Raw genomic sequence first — 17,359 nt, 5'->3', positions numbered from 1 at the left:
CGATATAGCAAGCGTCGCCGATCCCCGCACGGTTAACCCGTCCTTGACCATGCTGACGGCCTATTCGCCGCATGAGCCCGTCCGGACAGAGCCTGAACGAAGCCTTCGCCGTCCTGGGACTGCGCGGCCCGACGGATCAGGCTGACGTCGCGCGGGCCTTTCGCCTGGCCGTAAAGGACGCGCGGCCCGACCTGCCCCATGGTGATGCCGAGCGGTTCCGCCGCGTTATCGCCGCTTACCGCCTGATCCAGAGTCGTGGCGGCGGCCACCCTGCCCTCGCTGCCCCGGCCGCACGACCGGTGGCCCTGCCTGTCGTCGGCCTGACGCCGCTTCAGGCCATCCATGGCGGCGAGACGACGGTCCGCCTGGGGCGACGATCTCTGCGTGTCCATGCGCCCGCGGGACTGCGGACCGGCGAGCATCTCAGGCTGAAGAACGGTGCCGACGACGGATCCGACCTGTATCTGCCAGTCCTGATCCGCCCTGCCGATGGTCTGGCGGTGCTCGGCGACGACCTGCACATGCGTTGGGGAGCTTCTCCGCGCACGATGACCGATGGCGGTCGTATCGAGATCGAAACCCATGCCGGATCACGCTCGGCCTGGCTGACCCCTGGGCTACAATCGCCCGTTCGCCTGCGCCTGCGCGACCTGGGCCTGCCGGCAAGGGGTGCGCACCGGCCCGGCCACCTGTTCGTGACCCTCTTCGCAAGCGAAGACGCGCCCTCGGCGGCCGAGGATCTGCTGGCGCGTTTCACGCGGGTCTGGACGCCGGACCGGCTGGCGGCCTAATCGCGGGTTCATGTCCCACAACACCTTCGGCCATCTGTTTCGCGTGACGACCTGGGGCGAGAGCCATGGGCCCGCGATCGGCTGCGTCGTCGACGGCTGCCCGCCGATGATCCCGTTGACGGAGGCCGACCTGCAGCCCTGGCTCGACCGGCGCAAGCCGGGCGGCAGCCGCTTCGTCACCCAGAGGAAGGAAAGCGACACCGCCCGCATCCTGTCCGGCACCTTCGACGACGGCGACGGCCCGGTGACCACCGGGGCCCCCATCGCCATCCACATCGACAACGAGGACGCGCGATCAAAAGACTATGGCGAGATCGCCCGCGCCTTCCGGCCCGGCCATGCCGACATGACCTATCAGGCCAAATACGGTGTTCGCGACCATCGCGGCGGTGGCCGGTCGTCGGCGCGCGAGACCGCCAGCCGGGTCGCCGCAGGCGCCGTGGCGCGCCGCATCATGGGCGACGGTATCGTCATCCGCGCGGGCGTAGTCCAGCTGGGCCCGCACAGGATCGCGCCGGAAGCCGTTGATTTCGATGTCGTCTATGAAAATCCCCTGTTCGCCGCCGCGGCCGAAGTGGTCCCGGCCTGGGAAGCCTGGCTGGACGGCGTGCGCAAGGCCGGCTCGTCCACCGGCGCGATCGTCGCGCTGGAGGTCACTGGCATCCCCGCCGGATGGGGCGCGCCCCTGTATGGCAAGCTCGACGCCGAACTGGCCGCCGCCATGATGTCGATCAATGCGGTCAAGGGGGTCGAGATCGGGGCCGGCTTCGCCTCGGCCGAGCTGTCGGGCGAGGACAATGCCGACGAGATGCGCATCGGCCCCGACGGCGAGATCGCGTTCCTGTCCAACCACGCCGGCGGAGTGCTGGGCGGTATCTCGACCGGGCAGCCCCTCACCGCCCGGATCGCCTTCAAGCCAACCTCTTCGATCCTCACGCCTCGCCGGACCGTCACCCGCGACGGCACGGAGACCGACCTGCGCACCGTCGGCCGCCACGACCCCTGCGTCGCCCTGCGCGGTTTGCCCGTCGTCGAGGCCATGGCCGCCTGCGTCCTGGCCGACGCCATGCTCCGGCATCGCGCGCAGATCGGCTAGGTCATATTCCGTTCACCCTGTTCGGGTTAGCTGCGCCAATGTCCCAAACCTTCCGCCGCGCCACCGTCCTGTCCGCCGTCCTCGCGGGCGCGATGATGCTTCAGGGCTGCCTGGTCGGAGCTGTCGTCGGCACGGCCGGGGCGGTCGTGGGGGGCGCGGCCAAGGTCACGGGGGCCGTGGTCGGGGCAGGCGTCGATTCCGTCACCACATCGGACGAGGAAACCCGCGCCCGCCGCGAACGCGAACAGCGCGACTACGAGCGCGAGCAGCGTCGCTGCGAACAGCGCCGGGCCGCCAACCAACGCTGCTGACCTAACGGACCCCGATGTATTTGTGCGTCTGGACGCTCAGTCGCCATTTCGGGTTTCTCAGGCAGTAATCCAGCGCCGCCGCCGTGTTCGCCGCCTGATCCGGCCCATCCATCGGTTGCAGCCAGAACCGCTCGAAATCCAGCCCCTCGAACCGCTGCGGCAGGGCCAGGGGCTGCGGATACACCAGCTTCAGCTCCTGCCCCGAGGTCTGGACCACCGGCGCCGCCGCCTTGGGGCTGACGCAGACCCAGTCGATGCCCGCCGGCGCAGCGATCGTCCCATTGGTTTCCACCGCGATGTCGAACTCGCGAGCGTGCAGCGCCGCGATCAGGGCCGTGTCCAGTTGCAACAGCGGCTCTCCGCCGGTGCAGACCACCAGCCGGGGATCGCCGTCCCGTCCAATCCACAGCGAGGCGACGTGATCCGCCAGGCCCCCCGCATCCGCGAACTTCCCGCCACCGTCGCCGTCCGTTCCGACGAACTCGGTATCGCAGAATGAACAGACGGCGCTCGCCCGATCCTGTTCGCGCCCGCTCCACAGATTGCAGCCCGCGAACCTCAGGAAGACGGCCGGTCGCCCCGCTTGCCCGCCCTCGCCCTGCACCGTCAGGAAGGTTTCCTTGACCGAATAGGTCATTGACCGGCCGTCCAGGCGTCCCAGCCCGCCGCCCGCAGTTCGCACGCCGGGCATGCGCCGCATCCATAGCCCCAGGCATGCCGGTGGGCGCGATCGCCGAGGTAGCAGGTGTGCGAATCCTCCACGATCAGCTCGACCAGGGCCCCGCCGCCGATCTGATCCGCCAGCGCCCAGGTCTGCGCCTTCGTCAGCCACATCAAGGGCGTCTGGATCGGTACCGGCTTGTCCAGCCCCAGCGACAGCGCTCGCTCCATCGCGTCCATCGTCTCGCGCCGGCAGTCGGGGTAGCCCGAGAAGTCCGTCTCGCACATGCCGCCGACCAGCACCTCCAGCCCGCGCCGGTCCGCCAGCGCCGCCGCAGCGGTCAGGAAAATCAGGTTTCGCCCCGGCACGAAGGTCGTCGGCAGGCCCCGCGCGCCGACCTCGATCGCGCGGTCGGTCGTCATCGCCGTCTCGCCGATCGCGCCGAACCCGGCCAGGTCCACGACATGATCCGGCCCCAGTCGCGACGCCAGATCCGGCAACACCCCCGTTATCCCTGCGCGGACCGTCAACCGCGCCGCCATTTCCACTGCGTGCCGCTGGCCATAGTCGAAACCCACCGTCTCGACCCGCTCGAACAGTTCCAGCGCCCAGGCCAGGCAGGTCGCGCTGTCCTGCCCGCCGGAGAACAGGACCAGGGCCGAGGATGGGGAGCGTTGGGTTTCGGTCATGACGGCCCTGCGGTCGGCCAACGGCCGCGCGCATTGAAAATGGATGAAGATCTGGAAAGTCGGGGCTCGATCCTTACACCACCGGCCCGTCCCGGCAAAACCGGACCGATCCCGGCCGAAATGCGGCAGCCGGTCGCACTTAACGATTCCGAAGAGGATTATCCCCTAGATGTCCACCGGTATCACGGAGTTACGGCCAGTATGCCGACGATCGAGGTTCTTACGGAGCGCGCCGAGCCAGTCTCGCCGACGGTCCCAACCAGCGAAGTCTTCGCTCGTTTCAGGAACGAGCCGGATACGCTCGTCATACCCGTCGTCGACAACGACCGCCCGGTCGGTCTGGTGGAACGCAACGCCTTCCTGCTGAAGATCGCCGGTCCATTCGGCCACGCCCTGTATTCCGCCCGTCCCGTCTCCATGATCATGGACCCTGAGCCTGCGGTGGTCGAGGCGGGCGTGCGCATCGACGCCTTCTGCGACATCCTGCTGAAGTCCGGGCCGGGGGCTCTGATGCGCGGTTTCATCGTGACGCGCGAGGGTCGCTATCGCGGCGTCGGCACCGCCATCTCCCTGCTTCAGGCCGTGAACGACCAGCAGCGCAGCCAGAACCGGGAGCTGGAAGAACAGGCCCGAGAGCTGACGGACAGCCGCACCCAGGCCCTGGCCTCCGCCCGCGCCAAGAGCCAGTTCCTGGCCATCATGAGCCACGAGCTGCGCACCCCCATGAACGGGGTCCTCGCCGTCGCCGAGCTTCTGCGCCGCCAGCCTCTGAACGACGCGGCCCACGCCCACGTCCAGACCATCGTCGATTCCTCCGAGACCCTGCTGCGCATCCTTCAGGACGCGCTGGACCTGTCGCGCGCCGAGGCCGGCGAGCTGGAGCTGACCCCCGCCCCCACCCCGCTGCGCGCCCTGGTCGACGACGTCGAACAGATGTGGGCCCCGCGCGCGTCGCAGGACGGCGTGCGCCTGATGGTCGGCTACGAGGGCGACACCGAACTGACCGCCGATCTGGACGGCGTGCGCCTGAAGCAGGTGTTCAACAACCTGATCGGCAATGCCCTGAAGTTCGCCCGCAACGGCGTGGTCGAGGCCAGCCTGAAGGCCTGGTCCGAAAATGGTCGCGTGCACATGGAGGCCCGCGTCCGCGACGACGGCCCCGGCGTCGATGCCGACCGCGTGGACGCGATCTTCGAACCCTTCGTCCACGGCTCTGGCCCTGACGGCGCGGGCCTGGGCCTGTCGATCTGCCGCCAGATCGTCGACAACATGAACGGCCGCATCTGGGCCGAGAACAACGCCGGGCGCGGCGCGACCTTCGCCTTCGACATCACCGCCCCCCTCTCGGCCGTCGCGGTCGATCATGCATCCAACGTCTCGGCTCTGGCCGAGCTGGAGCTTCAGGCCAATCCCCACATCCTGATCGTCGACGACAACGCCACGAACCGCGTCGTCGCCCAGGCCCTGTGCGAGATGTTCGGCTGCTCGTCCGAAACCGCCGAGGACGGGCTCGAGGCGCTGGAGGCCGTCCAGGCCCGCCCGTTCGACCTGATCCTGATGGACATCAAGATGCCGCGCATGGACGGCGTCCAGGCGACCCAGGCCATCCGCGCCCTGCCCGGCCCCGAACGCCACATCCCCATCGTCGCCCTGACCGCCAACGCCGACCCGGACGACGCAAAGCACTATCTGTCCATCGGCATGGCCGCCGTCGTGGAAAAGCCCATCAAGCCGGAGCGGCTTAGGATGGCGATGAACGCCGCCCTGACGGCGGAACCGGTCGAGGTGGCGACAACCCCAGGGGTCCGCGCGGCCTAACCCGCGGCCCCGATCCGGGACGGAGTTGAGTCCACCAGAGGTCGAACCGCTCAGGCGACGCATTTCTCCAGGCTGGCGAACCGGCTGGCTCCCAGCCAGGTCTGAAAACTGCTTTCCAGCTCGCGGTTTCCCACGACGACTAGGCGGCCGTCCTCCATCGCCGCACCGATCGAGGCATAGCCCATCCAGACCTCGGTCAGGGTTCGCAGGTCGGTCGTGACGTACAGGTCGACGTCGTAGCCCGGGTCAACGGAGCACAGATCAACCTCCTTGCCCGGCTGAACCAGAAGCCACCAGTTGCGCGTCGCCGTCGGAAGGTCGCGATAGATGAACTGGATGGTGCTGCGGCGCGCAGGCAGCGGATTGGGATTGATCTTGCGCCGCATGTTCCACATGAGCAGCTTCACATCGAGGTGGGCCAGCGTCGCCTGTGTGGTGATCCAGCGATGGCCCCAATCGCCCATGGCGTCTATCACGGGCTCGACCGCAAGACCCGCGTCCGTCAGCACATACTCTTGAAGCTCCGTCCCATCGGGTGCCAGACGCCGCGATACGATGCCGGCGCTCTCAAGATCCTTCAACCTCTTGGACAGCAGGGCGGGCGACATTCTGGGCAGCCCCCGGCGCAAATCATTGAAGCGCGTGGTTCCGCTCAGCAGTTCGCTGAGAAGCATCATCGTCCAGCGGGAGCATAGCAGGTCCGACGCCATGGCCAGGGGACAGAATTGCCGATGCCCGCTCGTCGCCATCATCCTCTCCATAGCCATCCGTGGTCCGATCTAGATCCGAGGTGCGGGATCGGCCAGTTCAGATTCTATATCGGGTCGGTACAGTTCCGGAACTGGCGGAGTTCCAGTGCGATGGTCTACGGATAACAACGATCGGCGGTTCGCGCCGACTTGAACAGGGGAATTTGACGATGAGCACCGAACAGTCCGGGGCGGCAGGAAGCGCACCGATCAATCCCAACAAGATGCTGTGGGAAAAGGGCGACTTCACCCAGATCGCGGCGTCGATGCGCGAGAGCGGGGACGATCTGGTGGAAAGTCTGGGCGTCACGCCTGGAATGGATGTGCTGGACCTGGGTTGCGGCGACGGCACCACCGCTCTGCCCGCCGCCCAGCGCGGTGCCAACGTCCTCGGGGTCGATATTGCCGAAAACCTGGTCGCGGCGGGCAATATCCGCGCCTCGGCGGCGGGCATGAGAAACCTGCGCTTTCAGCAGGGCGACGCCTCGGACCTTAAGGATCTGGCCGACGACAGCTTCGATCTGGTCATCAGTATTTTCGGGGCCATGTTCGCGCCCAGGCCGCTTGATGTCGCCAAAGAGATGACGCGAGTCACGCGCAGCGGCGGCCGGATCGTCATGGGCAACTGGATTCCCGGGGATCCGACGCTGGTCGCTCAGATTCTGAAGATCAGCGCGTCCTATACGCCCCAGCCACCGGAGGGGTTCATCAGTCCGATGACGTGGGGATCTGAGGACATCGCCCGCGCGAGATTCGAGGCCGCTGGCGTTCCCACGACGAACATCGTCTGCGAACGCGAGACCTATGTCTTCCGACGGCAGGGGTCTCCAGAAGATCTGCTGCACACCTTCAAGAACTACTACGGCCCGACCATGAACGCTTTCGAAGCCGCCCATAAGGATGGTCGCGCCCACGCGTATGAAGCCGATCTGATCGGCCTGTTCCGCGAGCACAATCGGGGGGGAGCGTCGGGGACCGAAATCCCCGCGACCTTCCTGAAAGTCACGGTCCGCAAGCCCTGACGGCGTAAACGAACCGGGAACGGGGCGTCCGTCGCTAGGATGCCCCTCCCTCCCCGCCCACCTCCTCATCCTCGTCCTCATAGCCCACCAGCCGCAGGGCGCGGGCCTTGACGCCGTTGATCTCGGCCCAGCGGAGAAGGCCTTCCTCGCGGCCGTGGGTGATCCACAGCTCCTCGGGCTTCACCTCCTCGAAGGTCTGGATCAGCTCGGGCCAGTCGGCGTGGTCGCTGATGACCAGAGGCAGTTCCACGCCTCGCTGCTTGGCCCGCGCCTTGACCAGCATCCAGCCCGACGCGAACGCCGTCACCGGATCGGCGAAGCGGCGCGCCCAGCGGTCCTGGATGGCCGACGGCGGCGCGATCGCGACCTCTCCCCCCAAAGCGTCCTTCTTCAGCCCCGTCGCCGGCAGGATCGGGCCCAGGTCGACGCCCTCGCGTTCGTACAGCCGGTTCAGCCGCTCCAGCGCGCCGTGGACATAGATGGGCCGCTCCCACCCCGCCTCGCGCAACAGCCGGATCACCCGCTGCGCCTTGCCCAGGGCATAGGCCCCGACCAGGTGGGCGCGGTCGGGAAACTGGCCCAGCGACTGCACCAGCCGCCCGACCTCCTCCACGTCCGGCGGATGGGTGAAGACCGGCAGGCCGAAGGTCGCCTCCGAGATGAAGACGTGGCACGGCACCGGCTCAAACGGCAGGCAGGTCGGGTCGCGGCGGCGCTTGTAGTCGCCCGACACCACCATGGTCAGGCCCTGCCAGGTCACCACCGCCTGTGCCGAGCCCAGCACATGACCGGCGGGCACCAGCCGGATCTCGACCCCGTTGTGGGAAGCGGTCTCGCCATAGGCGACTGGCTGGCGCAGCCGGGTGAAATCCTCGCCGTATCGCTCGGCCATGATGGCCAGGGTCTGGTCGGTCGCCAGCACCGCGCCGTGGCCCGAGCGCGCGTGGTCGGCGTGGCCGTGAGTCACCACCGCACGGTCCACCGGACGGTTCGGGTCGACGTAAAAGTCGCCCGGCGGACAATACAGGCCGGCCGGCGTGGGCCTCAGCAGGTCTTCGGGACGGATCATGGAGACCATATAGGCGGCGTTCCGGGCTTGCGCGTCCATCCGCGCCCGATAAGGACGGTCCAATGAGCGATCCGTTCCTGACCGACATCCTGCCCCAGCTCGCCTCCGGCGCCGCCCATACCCATGCGCTGGGCTTCAAATACGAGGGCGTGGAGGGTGACCGCGTCCGCCTGCGCACCCCCTGGCGCGCCGATCTGGTCGGGGATCCGGAGACGGAGGTGTTCGCCGGCGGCCTGGTCACCGCCATGCTGGACCATGTCGGCGGTCTGGCCATCTGGGTGGCGCTGGGCCGGTTCGCGCCGATCGCGACGCTGGATCTGCGCGTCGATTACATGCGCGCCGCCCGACCCCGCGTGGACCTGCTGGCCGAGGCGCGCTGCTACAAGCTGACCCGCACCATCGGCTTCGTCCGCGCCTGGGCGTTCGAGGACGACCCGGCCGACCCGGTAGCGGCCGCCCAGGCCACATACGTCATCAACTCAAGCGACGCTGGCGCGACCGGCGCCAACCTGGCCCGGGGGGACGCCGCGTGACCGCCCTGCTCGACACCATCCCCTACGCCCGGTTTCTGGGTCTGCGGACCGAGCAGGACGGCGACATCCTGACGGTCGTCATGCCCTTCGCCGACCACCTGATCGGCAATCCGATGCTGCCGGCGCTGCACGGCGGTTCCACCGCCGCCATGCTGGAACTGACGGCGGTCGCGCAGGTCGCCCTGGTCTGGCCCCGGTTGCGCCTGCCCCGCCCCATCACCGTGACCACCGCCTATCTCCGATCGGGAAAGCCCCGGGACGTCCATGCCCGTGCGCGGATCTCGCGCGCGGGTCGCCGCGTCGCACATGTCCTGGCCGAGGCCTGGCAGGACGATCCCGACAGCCCCATCGCCAGTCTGACCGCGCATTTTTCGCTGGACGACAACCAGAGCTTGCCTTCCTGAATTACCCATGATTGCATCCGTGTGTGGCGACCCGCCACGGGGGAGTTAATCATGAACAGAGAAACCGTAGGCGAAACCCTGGCCGCACGGCTTTTTGCCGCCGAAGCCGCGATCGACCTGGCGCTGACCGAAACGGCCCACCTCGCCGCGCTCCTGCCGGCGGCCCGGGCTCAGGCCTATCTGTCGGCGGTGACGGGTCAGAAGGCGTTCGACGGGGCCGCGGCCTCCATCGGTGCCCTGGCCTCCGCACGCTCGCATCTGGTGGATACCCACAACACCCTTGCCGCCCTGGCCCGACGCCTGGGCCTGGAGACGCTTGCGGTCGGCCCGATGGACAAGCCAGAGGACCGCCCCCCCGTCGGCGGTGACGGGACCGGGGGCGGTGGCCTCGTGCAGCGGCTCGCTCCGTTGGTTAATGAAACACTACCGCTTACCCTCTAGACGTGTTAAGAAGTCGTTCATTGTTGTTTCATTGAGGGGCTACACATGGACAGAACTGAAGTCATCGCCAGCGTCGCGGGCGATCTCTATGCTACGGAAAAGGCCGTTGACGCCGCGCTCACCGCGTCCACGACCCTGGTTCAATCCATGATCGGTGCCCGCACCCTTCTGAAGATTTCGCCGGTCGCCGGTTCGGAGGCGCAGGCCAAGGCGATCGAAGCGATCGCCGCCCTGTCCTCGGCGCGTGAGGCGATCGTCGCCTGCCACGCCGAACTGCAACGCGCCCACCGCCGTCAGGGCTATGGCATCTACGCTGTCGGCCCGCTGAACAAGCCGGACGACTGGGAAACGCCGATCGGCAGCGAGCCCCCCGGAGCGATCCACCGCGTCGCCTGAATTCGGCGTAATCTTGCGCGGTAAAGGTTCCCCGCAGGACAGACTCGAAGCATTGTCGCCCTCGCACTGATCAGTGCGGGGGCGATTGCATGCTGGATACCCTCTACGTCAAACTGGCGCTCCTCCCGATGGTGCTGGTGGCCATCTTCGCGTTTGTCAAAGGCGACGAGGCGGAGCGCGTGGGTATGGGGACCTACCTTCTGGGGTGGCTCGCCGGGCTGCTGCTGCAGAATGACGGCCAGCTTTATCAGAACTTCCAGTGGACGATGTTCCTGCTGGACTGCGCGATGGCCGCGACATTCGCCTATGCCGTCTGGAGGTGGCGAAAGACATGGACCGTCTGGGCCCTGGCCATTCAACTTCTCGTGGTCATGAGCCACATCGTCTATCTGTTCGACGTGCGCCCACCCATGGCGGCCTTTTACACGGTGCTGAACCTGGCCAGCTACGGCATCCTTCTGACCATCGGTATCGGCACCTTCTGGGCCTGGCAGGAACGCCGGGCCGCGGGTCTGGAATAGGTCTTTATTCCTATATAAGATCGTCGCGAACCGCGACGTTGCTCAACCCATGCCCCTGTCTCATCATCGACTCTGGACGGCCATCGACGCGCTGGCGCGCCGCCAGGGATTGTCGGCGTCGGCGCTGGCGCGCAAGGCGGGACTGGATCCGACCGCCTTCAATCCGTCCAAGCGCTTTGGACCCGGCGTGCCGCCCCGACCGCGCTGGCCTTCGACCGAAAGCCTGAACCGCATTCTGGAGGTCAGCCACGCCTCGCTCGCCGAATTCGCGGCCCTGGCCGAGGATTCGGACGCTCGGGTCGCGACGGCTCCCTTGCTGGGTATGGCCCAGGCCGGATCCGACGGCTTCTTCGACGACGCCGGCCTGCCGACCGGCGATGGGTGGGACCAGACGGATCTACCCGCGCCGAAGGAAACCCTGTTCAGTCTGCTGATATCCGGCGACTCCATGGAGCCGCTCTACCGCGAGGGCGATCGCGTTCTGGTGGATCGCGAACGCACCGACGTTCGCAAGGGCGACAGGGTGGTCGTACGCATCCGGACGGGCGAAACCCTGGCCAAGGAAGTAGGGGCGATCAATGGCAAGACCGTCACCCTGACTTCGATCAATCCGGCCTATCCGCCCCGAATGATCGCGCGTGCGGACATCGACTGGGTGGCCCGCATTCTCTGGGTCAGCCAGTAGGCATGCAAAAAAGCCGCCCCTCCCGGAGCGGCTTCTTCTGCGATGCCCGACCCGCGCTCAAGCCGTGAGCGCTGGCGGGCGAACGCTTACGCCCTGGTCAATAGGGCGTGACGTAATGGGCGTTGACCCAGCCGCCACCGGCGATCTGGACCCATTCGCCCTGCGATCCGACGGCCGTGAAAGGCTGACCGGCCGACAGGCTGCCCGCCTGACGATAGCTGGTGCCCGGACCCGAACGGATGCGCAGGTTGGACGAGGCGCGGTATTGGGCACCCGACGAGCTGGCCTGGCTATTGGCCCGCGCCCGCTGCTGGTTGCAGCCGATGTACGAACCGGCGGCAGCACCGGCACCGGCGCCCGCGATGGCGCCCAGGCCGCGTTCGTTGCTGGAAATCCGGCTGCCGGCCAAGGCACCGATGGCACCGCCGATCAGGGCACCGGCGGTCTGGCGACCCCCGGGGGCGTCACAGCTGGTGATGCCGTTGGACTGCTGCGCAGACGCGGTCATCGGCGCCGCGGTGACCAGGGCCGCCAGGGCGGCGGCGGTGGCCAGGGTAGTGTTCATGATCTTCGACATGGCTCTCTCCATTCATCGAGGTTGGTCGATGTCATGCATAATGCGCCAGCCAAGCTGAAGGCTCCCCCAGCTTCACCGTTATTTTCGGTTCATGTTTGTAGGGGGCTACCGCTCGGCTCGCGGAGCCTCGCTGCTTGAGCCCGGAAGAGTTGGCCCGACCTAGTTCACCAGCTCGCCGTTGGCCCCCGCCTCGATCAGGGCGATCGTCTGCGGCAAGCCATAGATCGCCGCGAACGAGCCGAACCGCGGCCCTTGCGACGCCCCCAGCAGCACCTCGTAAAGCGCCCCGAACCAGCCCCGCAGCGGTTCGAACGCGTGTTCCTTGCCCACGGCATAGACCTCGCCCTGGATCAGTTCGCCGTCGGTCGTGTCGGCCGGCAGCGCCTTCAGCCGCGCGGCCAGATCGAGCAGCGCCGCCTTCTCCTTGTCGTCGGGCAGGCGATAGGACTTCGTCGGCTTCACGAAGTCCTCGTAGTAGTTCAGCGCCCGGTCCATCAGCCCGTCCAGCACCGGCTCGTTCTGCGGCGTCGCGTCAGGCAGATACTTGGCGAAATAGGCCCACAGCTGGCTCTTGTTCGACGCATTGGCCACGCCGACCAGGTTCAGCAGCAGGGCGAACGACACCGGCGATGCGACCTCGGGCGGCGCACCCGCATGGATCGACCAGACGGCGTTGTCGATCCGCTTCGCCGGCTCCTGCGTCCGATAGGCGTCGATGGCCCCCAGATAGTCGTCGATCGCGCGGGGAATGACATTGAAATGCAGGCTCTTGGCCGACTTGGGCGACTGGAACATGTACCAGCTCAGGCTCTCCGGCGTGCCGTAGCGCAGCCACTGCTCCATCGTCAGGCCGTTGCCCTTGGACTTGGAGATCTTCTTGCCCTCGACGTCCAGGAAGAGCTCGTAGTTGAACCCCTCCGGCGGCACGCCACCCAGCGCACGACACACCTTGGACGACTCGCGCACGCTCTCGATCAGGTCCTTGCCCGACATCTCGTAGTCGATGTCCAGCGCGGTCCAGCGCATGGCCCAGTCCGGCTTCCACTGCAGCTTCACATGGCCGCCCGTGACCGGCAGTTCGGTGCGGCCGCCCGCCGGGTCGTCGAAGACGATGGTCCCCTCCTCGACGTTACGCTCCAGCGTCGGCACCTGCAGGACGTGGCCGGTGATCGGACTGACGGGCAGGAAGGGCGAATAGGTCTCGCGCCGCTCCGGTCCCAGGGTCGGCAGCATGATCGCCTGCACCGCGTCGAACCGCTCCAGCAGCCGCAGAAGCACCGCGTCGAACCGCCCCGACCTGTAGGTCTCGGTCGAGGACATGAACTCGTAGTCGAAGCCGAAGCTGTCCAGAAACGCCCGCAGACGCGCGTTGTTGTGCGCCCCGAAGCTGTCGTGCGTCCCGAACGGATCGCGCACCCGCGTCAGCGACAGATGCAGGTCCCCGGCCAGCATCTGGGGGTTCGGCACCCCTTCGGGCACCTTCCGCAGACCGTCCATATCGTCCGAAAACGCGATCAGCCGCGTCGGCCAGTGGTCGCCGGTCAGGGCCCGAAAGGCGTTGCGCACCATCGTCGTGCGCGCCACCTCGCCGAAGGTGCCCATGTGCGGCAAGCCGGACGGGCCATAACCCGTCTCCAGCACCACGGGCTTCTGCAGGGCCTCGAACGTCGCCAGTGCCTCGTCCGCCTTGCCGGCGTCGATCAGCAGTTTCGCCGCATCCCGCTCCGCATCCGACAGACGCTTCTTCAGCACGTGGTCGAGCAGGGCTCGCGCCTGTTCAAAGGGCCAGGACTTGGCTTCGCGCGCCAGGGTTTCGAGGTTCTGCAGCATGGGCGCGGGTTTGCCGCCTGCGACAGGTCAGGTCAACGCAAAGCCTGTCAGCGGCGACCAAGCGCCCAGGCGACGACGCCCACGCCCGCCGCGACGATCAGCACATCCTCGACCAGCCCGCTCCGGGTCTGGCCGATTTCTCGCATCGCCCGCTTGCGCGCCGAAAGGGTCACGTAGGCCATCGGCACGGCCGTCCCGATCGCCAGGGCAGCTCCCTGCCGCTCCCGCCCGCGCGGGGCCAGCGCGGCGCCCGCGATGCCCGCGCTGCAGACGCGCGCCAGCAGACCCAGGAACACCGTCCGATCCGGGGCCGACTTCATCTTGTCGCCTAACAGCTCTCCCGCGCCCATCGCCAGGGCCCCCGCGGTGAACAGCGGCTTGCCGAGCAGCACCAGCCGGCCCGGCGTCTCGCGGTGAAGGACATGGGCGCCCGCCAGCGCCGCCATCGGCGTCATGGACCGGGCGCTGGCGACGGCGCCGATGAGGACGGGGGGAAGGTAATCGAGGATACGCATCCTGGGCTAATGTGCAGCCGACGTTTCGGTTCTCGCTCCGACGCTTGACCTTCGGTCGCGCAGATGGCCATTCGCGCCGACCATGAAGACCGCCGACTTCGACTTCGACCTGCCCGAGGACCGCATCGCCCTGCGGCCCGCCGATCCGCGCGACAGCGCCCGGCTGCTGGTGGTCAAGGACGGCGGCCTCGCCGACCACGTCATCTCCGACCTGCCCGACTTCCTGCGCCCCGGCGACGCCCTGGTCTTCAACGACACCCGCGTGATCCCCGCCCGCCTGTCGGGCGTCCGCACCCGCATCGGGGCCGAAGGAGAGACCCTGACCGTCGAGGTCGAGGCCACCCTCCACCACCGCGACGCCCCTGACGTCTGGTCCGCCTTCATGAAGCCGGGCAAGCGCATCAAACCCGGCGACAGGATTCGCTTCGGAGCCCAAGGCGATGCCGCCTGCGACCTCGGCCGCCTCGACGCGACGGTTCGAGACAAGCACGACGACGGCCTGATCACGCTGACGTTCGACCTCGCCGGCCCCGCGCTCGACGACGCCATCCGCGATGTCGGCGTCATGCCCCTGCCGCCCTACATCGCCGCCAAACGCCCCGAGGACGACCGCGACCGGTCGGACTACCAGACGGTCTTCGCCGAGCACGATGGCTCCGTCGCCGCGCCCACAGCGGGTCTTCACTTCACCCCGCGCCTGCTGGACGCCATCCGGGCCAAGGGTGTCACAACCCACGGCGTGACGCTGCACGTCGGGGCCGGGACCTTCCTGCCGGTCAAGGCGGACGACACTTCGGAGCACAGGATGCACTCCGAATGGGGCGAGGTGTCCTCAGAGACCGCCGGCGCCCTCAACGCGGTCCACGCGAGGGGCGGCCGCATCGTCTGCGTCGGCACCACGTCGCTGCGCCTGCTGGAGTCGGCCACGACGCCAGACGGCGAGATCCGCCCCTTCCATGGCGACACGGCCATCTTCATCACGCCCGGCTATGCTTTTCGCGCCGTCGACGTCCTGATGACCAACTTCCACCTGCCCAAATCGACCCTGTTCATGCTGGTCAGCGCCTTCGCGGGCCTCGACACCATGAGGGCCGCCTATGCTCACGCGATCGCGGATGGCTTTCGCTTCTATTCCTACGGCGACGGGTCGCTTCTGTTTCGCGGCTAAGAGCGCAGCCCGCTCCGACCCACGTCAGAATCGGACGCAGGCCCGGACCTGCCCCCTGCCCCGAACCGCGCGACTCCTGTAAGCCAACCGCATGGCCAAAGACGGTGCGATCTATGTCTGTCAGTCCTGTGGGGCGGTCCACGGCAAGTGGGCGGGGCAGTGCAATGCCTGCAACAGCTGGAACACCATCGTCGAGGAGGGCCGGTCCGCCCCGCCAGGGGCGCTGAAGCCTGCCTCCACCGCCCGGGCGCGCGGCCTGCAGTTCGAGTCGTTGCTGTCCGAGACGGCCGAGCCTGCGCGCATCATCACCGGCGTGACCGAGTTCGACCGCGTCTGCGGCGGCGGGGTGGTCCCCGGCTCGGCCATCCTGCTCAGTGGCGATCCCGGTGTCGGCAAGTCCACCCTGCTGCTGGACGTCGCCGGTCGCGCGGCGCTCGCCGGAGCGCGCGTGGCCTATATCTCGGGCGAGGAGGCGATCGAACAGATCCGCGCCCGCGCCCGGCGTATGGGTCTGGAAAAGGCCCCCGTGGCGCTAGCCTCCGCCACGGCGCTGCGCGACATCCTCGGCACCCTGAAGCGCGAAAAGTTCGACATCGTCATCGTCGATTCGATCCAGACCCTGTGGTCGGACGCGCATGAGGCCGGACCGGGCTCGGTCACCCAGGTGCGGGCCTGCGCCGGCGAACTGGTCCGCCTGGCCAAGGCCGGCGGCCCGGCCGTCGTCCTGGTCGGCCACGTCACCAAGGACGGCCAGGTCGCCGGACCCCGCGTCGTCGAACACATGGTCGATGCGGTCCTGAGCTTCGAGGGTGAGCGCGGCTATCCGTTCCGCATCCTGCGCGCCGGCAAGAACCGCTTCGGCGCCACCGACGAGATCGGCGTGTTCGAGATGGGCGATACGGGCCTGCGCGAAGTCGCCAATCCCTCCGCCCTCTTCCTCGGCGAGGGCAAGGACCGCGCGCCGGGCGCCGCCGTTTTCGCCGGGATCGAGGGGTCGCGCCCCGTCCTGGTCGAGATCCAGGCCCTGGTGTCCAAGTCCGCCTATGGCACGCCGCGCCGCGCCGTGATCGGGTGGGAGACCGGCCGGCTGGCCATGGTTCTGGCCGTGCTGGAGGCGCGATGCGGGCTCGGGTTCGGCGACCAGGACGTCTATCTGAACGTCGCCGGTGGCCTGCGCATCAACGAACCTGCCGCCGACCTGGCCGCGGCCGCCGCCCTGATTTCCTCGATCACCGACATGCCGCTGCCCCAGGGCTGCATCGTCTTCGGCGAGATCAGCCTGTCGGGCGAGGTCCGCGCGGTCGGCCGCGCCGAGGCCCGCCTGCGCGAGGCTCAGAAGCTCGGCTTCGACCAGGCCCTGTCGCCGCCCTTGGCCGTCAAGGGCGGTGGCGTCGCGATCACGGGAATCAGTCGGTTGACGGAAGCCGTCGAACGAATCTCGCAGAACAGCTATTGAGGCCGCGTGACCGGGTTCGACGCCTTCGCCATCCTTGTGATCCTCGCCTCGGCCGCCGCCGGGTGGGTGCGCGGTGGCACGCGCGAGATCATCACCCTGCTCAGCTTCGTCCTGGCCGCCTTCCTGGCCCTGGTCGCCCTGCCGCTGACTGCGCCGATCGGCCGCGCCCTGGTGAACCCGGACTGGGCGGGATCGATCTTCGCCGCCGTCGTCTCCTTCTTGATGGTCTATTTCGGCATCCGCGTGTTCGGCTCGATCCTGTCCAAGCGCGCCCAGGCGCACCCGACGCTGGGCGGTATCGACCGGCTGCTCGGCATCCTGGTCGGGGCGGGTCGCTCGCTGGTCCTGCTGGGCGCCATCCATCTGGTCATCGTCGCCGCCATGCCGGGCGAAAAAACGCCGAAATGGCTCAGCGAGGCGACCCTGCGTCCCGTCAGCGCCGGGGCCGCCCGTGCCATCCAGATCATCCTGCCCGGAATCGGTCGCGGTGCCGACGCGATCAGCCCGGTCGTAGATTCCTCCGTCCGCCGAGGATTTTCGGACGATAACGCCTTGCCCCCGACCCAATCGCAGCCTACCTCGCGCCCTGCCGCCCCCTAGTTAGATTTTCGCCTGTCATCGGAGCCC

General features: G+C 67.9%; 21 protein-coding genes. 14 read left to right on the top strand and 7 right to left on the bottom strand.

The features are described 5' to 3' along the window. The first annotated feature begins 71 nt into the window (after positions 1-71). The 3 genes from AC1DW4_RS03900 to AC1DW4_RS03890 are packed head-to-tail and all read left to right on the top strand — an operon-like array spanning position 72 to position 2,198. Positions 72-791, top strand: a complete 720-nt coding sequence (locus tag AC1DW4_RS03900; RefSeq protein ID WP_477015916.1) for a DnaJ C-terminal domain-containing protein — start codon at positions 72-74, stop codon at positions 789-791. A 10-nt stretch (positions 792-801) separates the two neighbouring features. Then, on the top strand, positions 802-1,887 hold the full coding sequence (gene aroC, locus AC1DW4_RS03895) for a chorismate synthase (protein ID WP_477015915.1): 1,086 nt from the start codon (positions 802-804) through the stop codon (positions 1,885-1,887). A gap of 38 nt (positions 1,888-1,925) precedes the next feature. Further along, positions 1,926-2,198, top strand: coding sequence for a hypothetical protein (locus tag AC1DW4_RS03890; protein WP_477015914.1), 273 nt, complete (start codon positions 1,926-1,928; stop codon positions 2,196-2,198). 1 nt (position 2,199) lies between these two features. On the opposite strand, the gene queE is transcribed toward AC1DW4_RS03890, so the two are convergent. Together queE and queC are read right to left on the bottom strand one after the other, a co-directional pair. After that, positions 2,200-2,835 carry a 7-carboxy-7-deazaguanine synthase gene (gene queE, locus AC1DW4_RS03885; protein WP_477015913.1) on the bottom strand — a complete coding sequence of 212 codons (636 nt, stop codon included), beginning with the start codon at positions 2,833-2,835 and terminating at the stop codon, positions 2,200-2,202. Further along, the gene (gene queC, locus AC1DW4_RS03880) at positions 2,832-3,548 is read right to left on the bottom strand and encodes a 7-cyano-7-deazaguanine synthase QueC (RefSeq protein ID WP_477015912.1); all 717 of its coding nucleotides are present in this window, start codon (positions 3,546-3,548) and stop codon (positions 2,832-2,834) included. Before queC ends, queE begins: the two co-directional genes overlap by 4 nt. A 201-nt stretch (positions 3,549-3,749) precedes the next feature. On the opposite strand from queC, the gene AC1DW4_RS03875 reads away from it, so the two are divergent. Next, positions 3,750-5,366 carry a response regulator gene (locus AC1DW4_RS03875; RefSeq protein WP_477015911.1) on the top strand — a complete coding sequence of 539 codons (1,617 nt, stop codon included), beginning with the start codon at positions 3,750-3,752 and terminating at the stop codon, positions 5,364-5,366. Positions 5,367-5,416: 50 nt separating this feature from the next. On the opposite strand, the gene AC1DW4_RS03870 is transcribed toward AC1DW4_RS03875, so the two are convergent. Continuing rightward, positions 5,417-6,076 (bottom strand): winged helix-turn-helix transcriptional regulator, encoded by a 660-nt coding sequence (locus AC1DW4_RS03870; protein WP_477016212.1) that lies wholly within the window; start codon positions 6,074-6,076, stop codon positions 5,417-5,419. Between the two features lie 209 nt (positions 6,077-6,285). Between AC1DW4_RS03870 and AC1DW4_RS03865 the strand changes: the two genes are divergently transcribed. Next, positions 6,286-7,137 carry a class I SAM-dependent methyltransferase gene (locus AC1DW4_RS03865; RefSeq protein WP_477015910.1) on the top strand — a complete coding sequence of 284 codons (852 nt, stop codon included), beginning with the start codon at positions 6,286-6,288 and terminating at the stop codon, positions 7,135-7,137. 34 nt (positions 7,138-7,171) lie between these two features. Here the strand turns inward: AC1DW4_RS03865 and AC1DW4_RS03860 are convergent, their stop codons facing one another. After that, positions 7,172-8,206 (bottom strand): ligase-associated DNA damage response exonuclease, encoded by a 1,035-nt coding sequence (locus tag AC1DW4_RS03860; protein ID WP_477016211.1) that lies wholly within the window; start codon positions 8,204-8,206, stop codon positions 7,172-7,174. A gap of 62 nt (positions 8,207-8,268) precedes the next feature. Between AC1DW4_RS03860 and AC1DW4_RS03855 the strand changes: the two genes are divergently transcribed. The 6 genes from AC1DW4_RS03855 (at position 8,269) to AC1DW4_RS03830 (ending at position 11,186) form a co-directional block, all read left to right on the top strand. Beyond that, positions 8,269-8,739 carry a PaaI family thioesterase gene (locus tag AC1DW4_RS03855; protein ID WP_477015909.1) on the top strand — a complete coding sequence of 157 codons (471 nt, stop codon included), beginning with the start codon at positions 8,269-8,271 and terminating at the stop codon, positions 8,737-8,739. Then, complete coding sequence (locus tag AC1DW4_RS03850) at positions 8,736-9,143, top strand: PaaI family thioesterase (RefSeq protein ID WP_477015908.1); 408 nt, start codon at positions 8,736-8,738, stop codon at positions 9,141-9,143. The genes AC1DW4_RS03855 and AC1DW4_RS03850 overlap by 4 nt, the downstream gene beginning before the upstream one ends. 51 nt (positions 9,144-9,194) lie before the next feature. After that, complete coding sequence (locus tag AC1DW4_RS03845; RefSeq protein WP_477015907.1) at positions 9,195-9,584, top strand: hypothetical protein; 390 nt, start codon at positions 9,195-9,197, stop codon at positions 9,582-9,584. 45 nt (positions 9,585-9,629) lie between these two features. Then, a complete protein-coding gene (locus AC1DW4_RS03840) occupies positions 9,630-9,980 on the top strand; it encodes a hypothetical protein (RefSeq protein WP_477015906.1) in 351 nt (116 codons plus the stop codon). 89 nt (positions 9,981-10,069) lie between these two features. Then, positions 10,070-10,501 carry a hypothetical protein gene (locus AC1DW4_RS03835; RefSeq protein WP_477015905.1) on the top strand — a complete coding sequence of 144 codons (432 nt, stop codon included), beginning with the start codon at positions 10,070-10,072 and terminating at the stop codon, positions 10,499-10,501. 49 nt (positions 10,502-10,550) lie between these two features. Continuing rightward, positions 10,551-11,186, top strand: a complete 636-nt coding sequence (locus AC1DW4_RS03830; RefSeq protein ID WP_477015904.1) for a S24 family peptidase — start codon at positions 10,551-10,553, stop codon at positions 11,184-11,186. 97 nt (positions 11,187-11,283) lie between these two features. Here AC1DW4_RS03830 and AC1DW4_RS03825 read toward each other — a convergent pair whose 3' ends face one another. The 3 genes from AC1DW4_RS03825 to AC1DW4_RS03815 all read right to left on the bottom strand — a co-directional run bounded on the left by AC1DW4_RS03825 (position 11,284) and on the right by AC1DW4_RS03815 (position 14,108). Beyond that, positions 11,284-11,763 carry an SH3 domain-containing protein gene (locus AC1DW4_RS03825; protein ID WP_477015903.1) on the bottom strand — a complete coding sequence of 160 codons (480 nt, stop codon included), beginning with the start codon at positions 11,761-11,763 and terminating at the stop codon, positions 11,284-11,286. A 159-nt stretch (positions 11,764-11,922) separates the two neighbouring features. Continuing rightward, entirely contained in the window at positions 11,923-13,593 is a 1,671-nt protein-coding gene (locus tag AC1DW4_RS03820; protein ID WP_477015902.1) for a lysine--tRNA ligase, read from the bottom strand. Positions 13,594-13,640: 47 nt separating this feature from the next. Then, on the bottom strand, positions 13,641-14,108 hold the full coding sequence (locus AC1DW4_RS03815) for a hypothetical protein (protein ID WP_477015901.1): 468 nt from the start codon (positions 14,106-14,108) through the stop codon (positions 13,641-13,643). An 82-nt stretch (positions 14,109-14,190) separates the two neighbouring features. On the opposite strand from AC1DW4_RS03815, the gene queA reads away from it, so the two are divergent. The 3 genes from queA to AC1DW4_RS03800 all read left to right on the top strand — a co-directional run bounded on the left by queA (position 14,191) and on the right by AC1DW4_RS03800 (position 17,332). Then, entirely contained in the window at positions 14,191-15,276 is a 1,086-nt protein-coding gene (gene queA / locus AC1DW4_RS03810; RefSeq protein WP_477015900.1) for a tRNA preQ1(34) S-adenosylmethionine ribosyltransferase-isomerase QueA, read from the top strand. A gap of 91 nt (positions 15,277-15,367) precedes the next feature. Next, entirely contained in the window at positions 15,368-16,732 is a 1,365-nt protein-coding gene (gene radA, locus AC1DW4_RS03805) for a DNA repair protein RadA (protein WP_477015899.1), read from the top strand. A gap of 6 nt (positions 16,733-16,738) precedes the next feature. Then, entirely contained in the window at positions 16,739-17,332 is a 594-nt protein-coding gene (locus AC1DW4_RS03800) for a CvpA family protein (protein ID WP_477015898.1), read from the top strand. Positions 17,333-17,359 lie beyond the last annotated feature (27 nt).

The sequence above is a fragment of the Brevundimonas sp. P2_A6 genome (genome assembly GCF_056404975.1).
The sequence above is the reverse complement of the archived record's forward strand: the minus strand, read 5'-3'. Positions and strand labels throughout refer to the sequence as shown.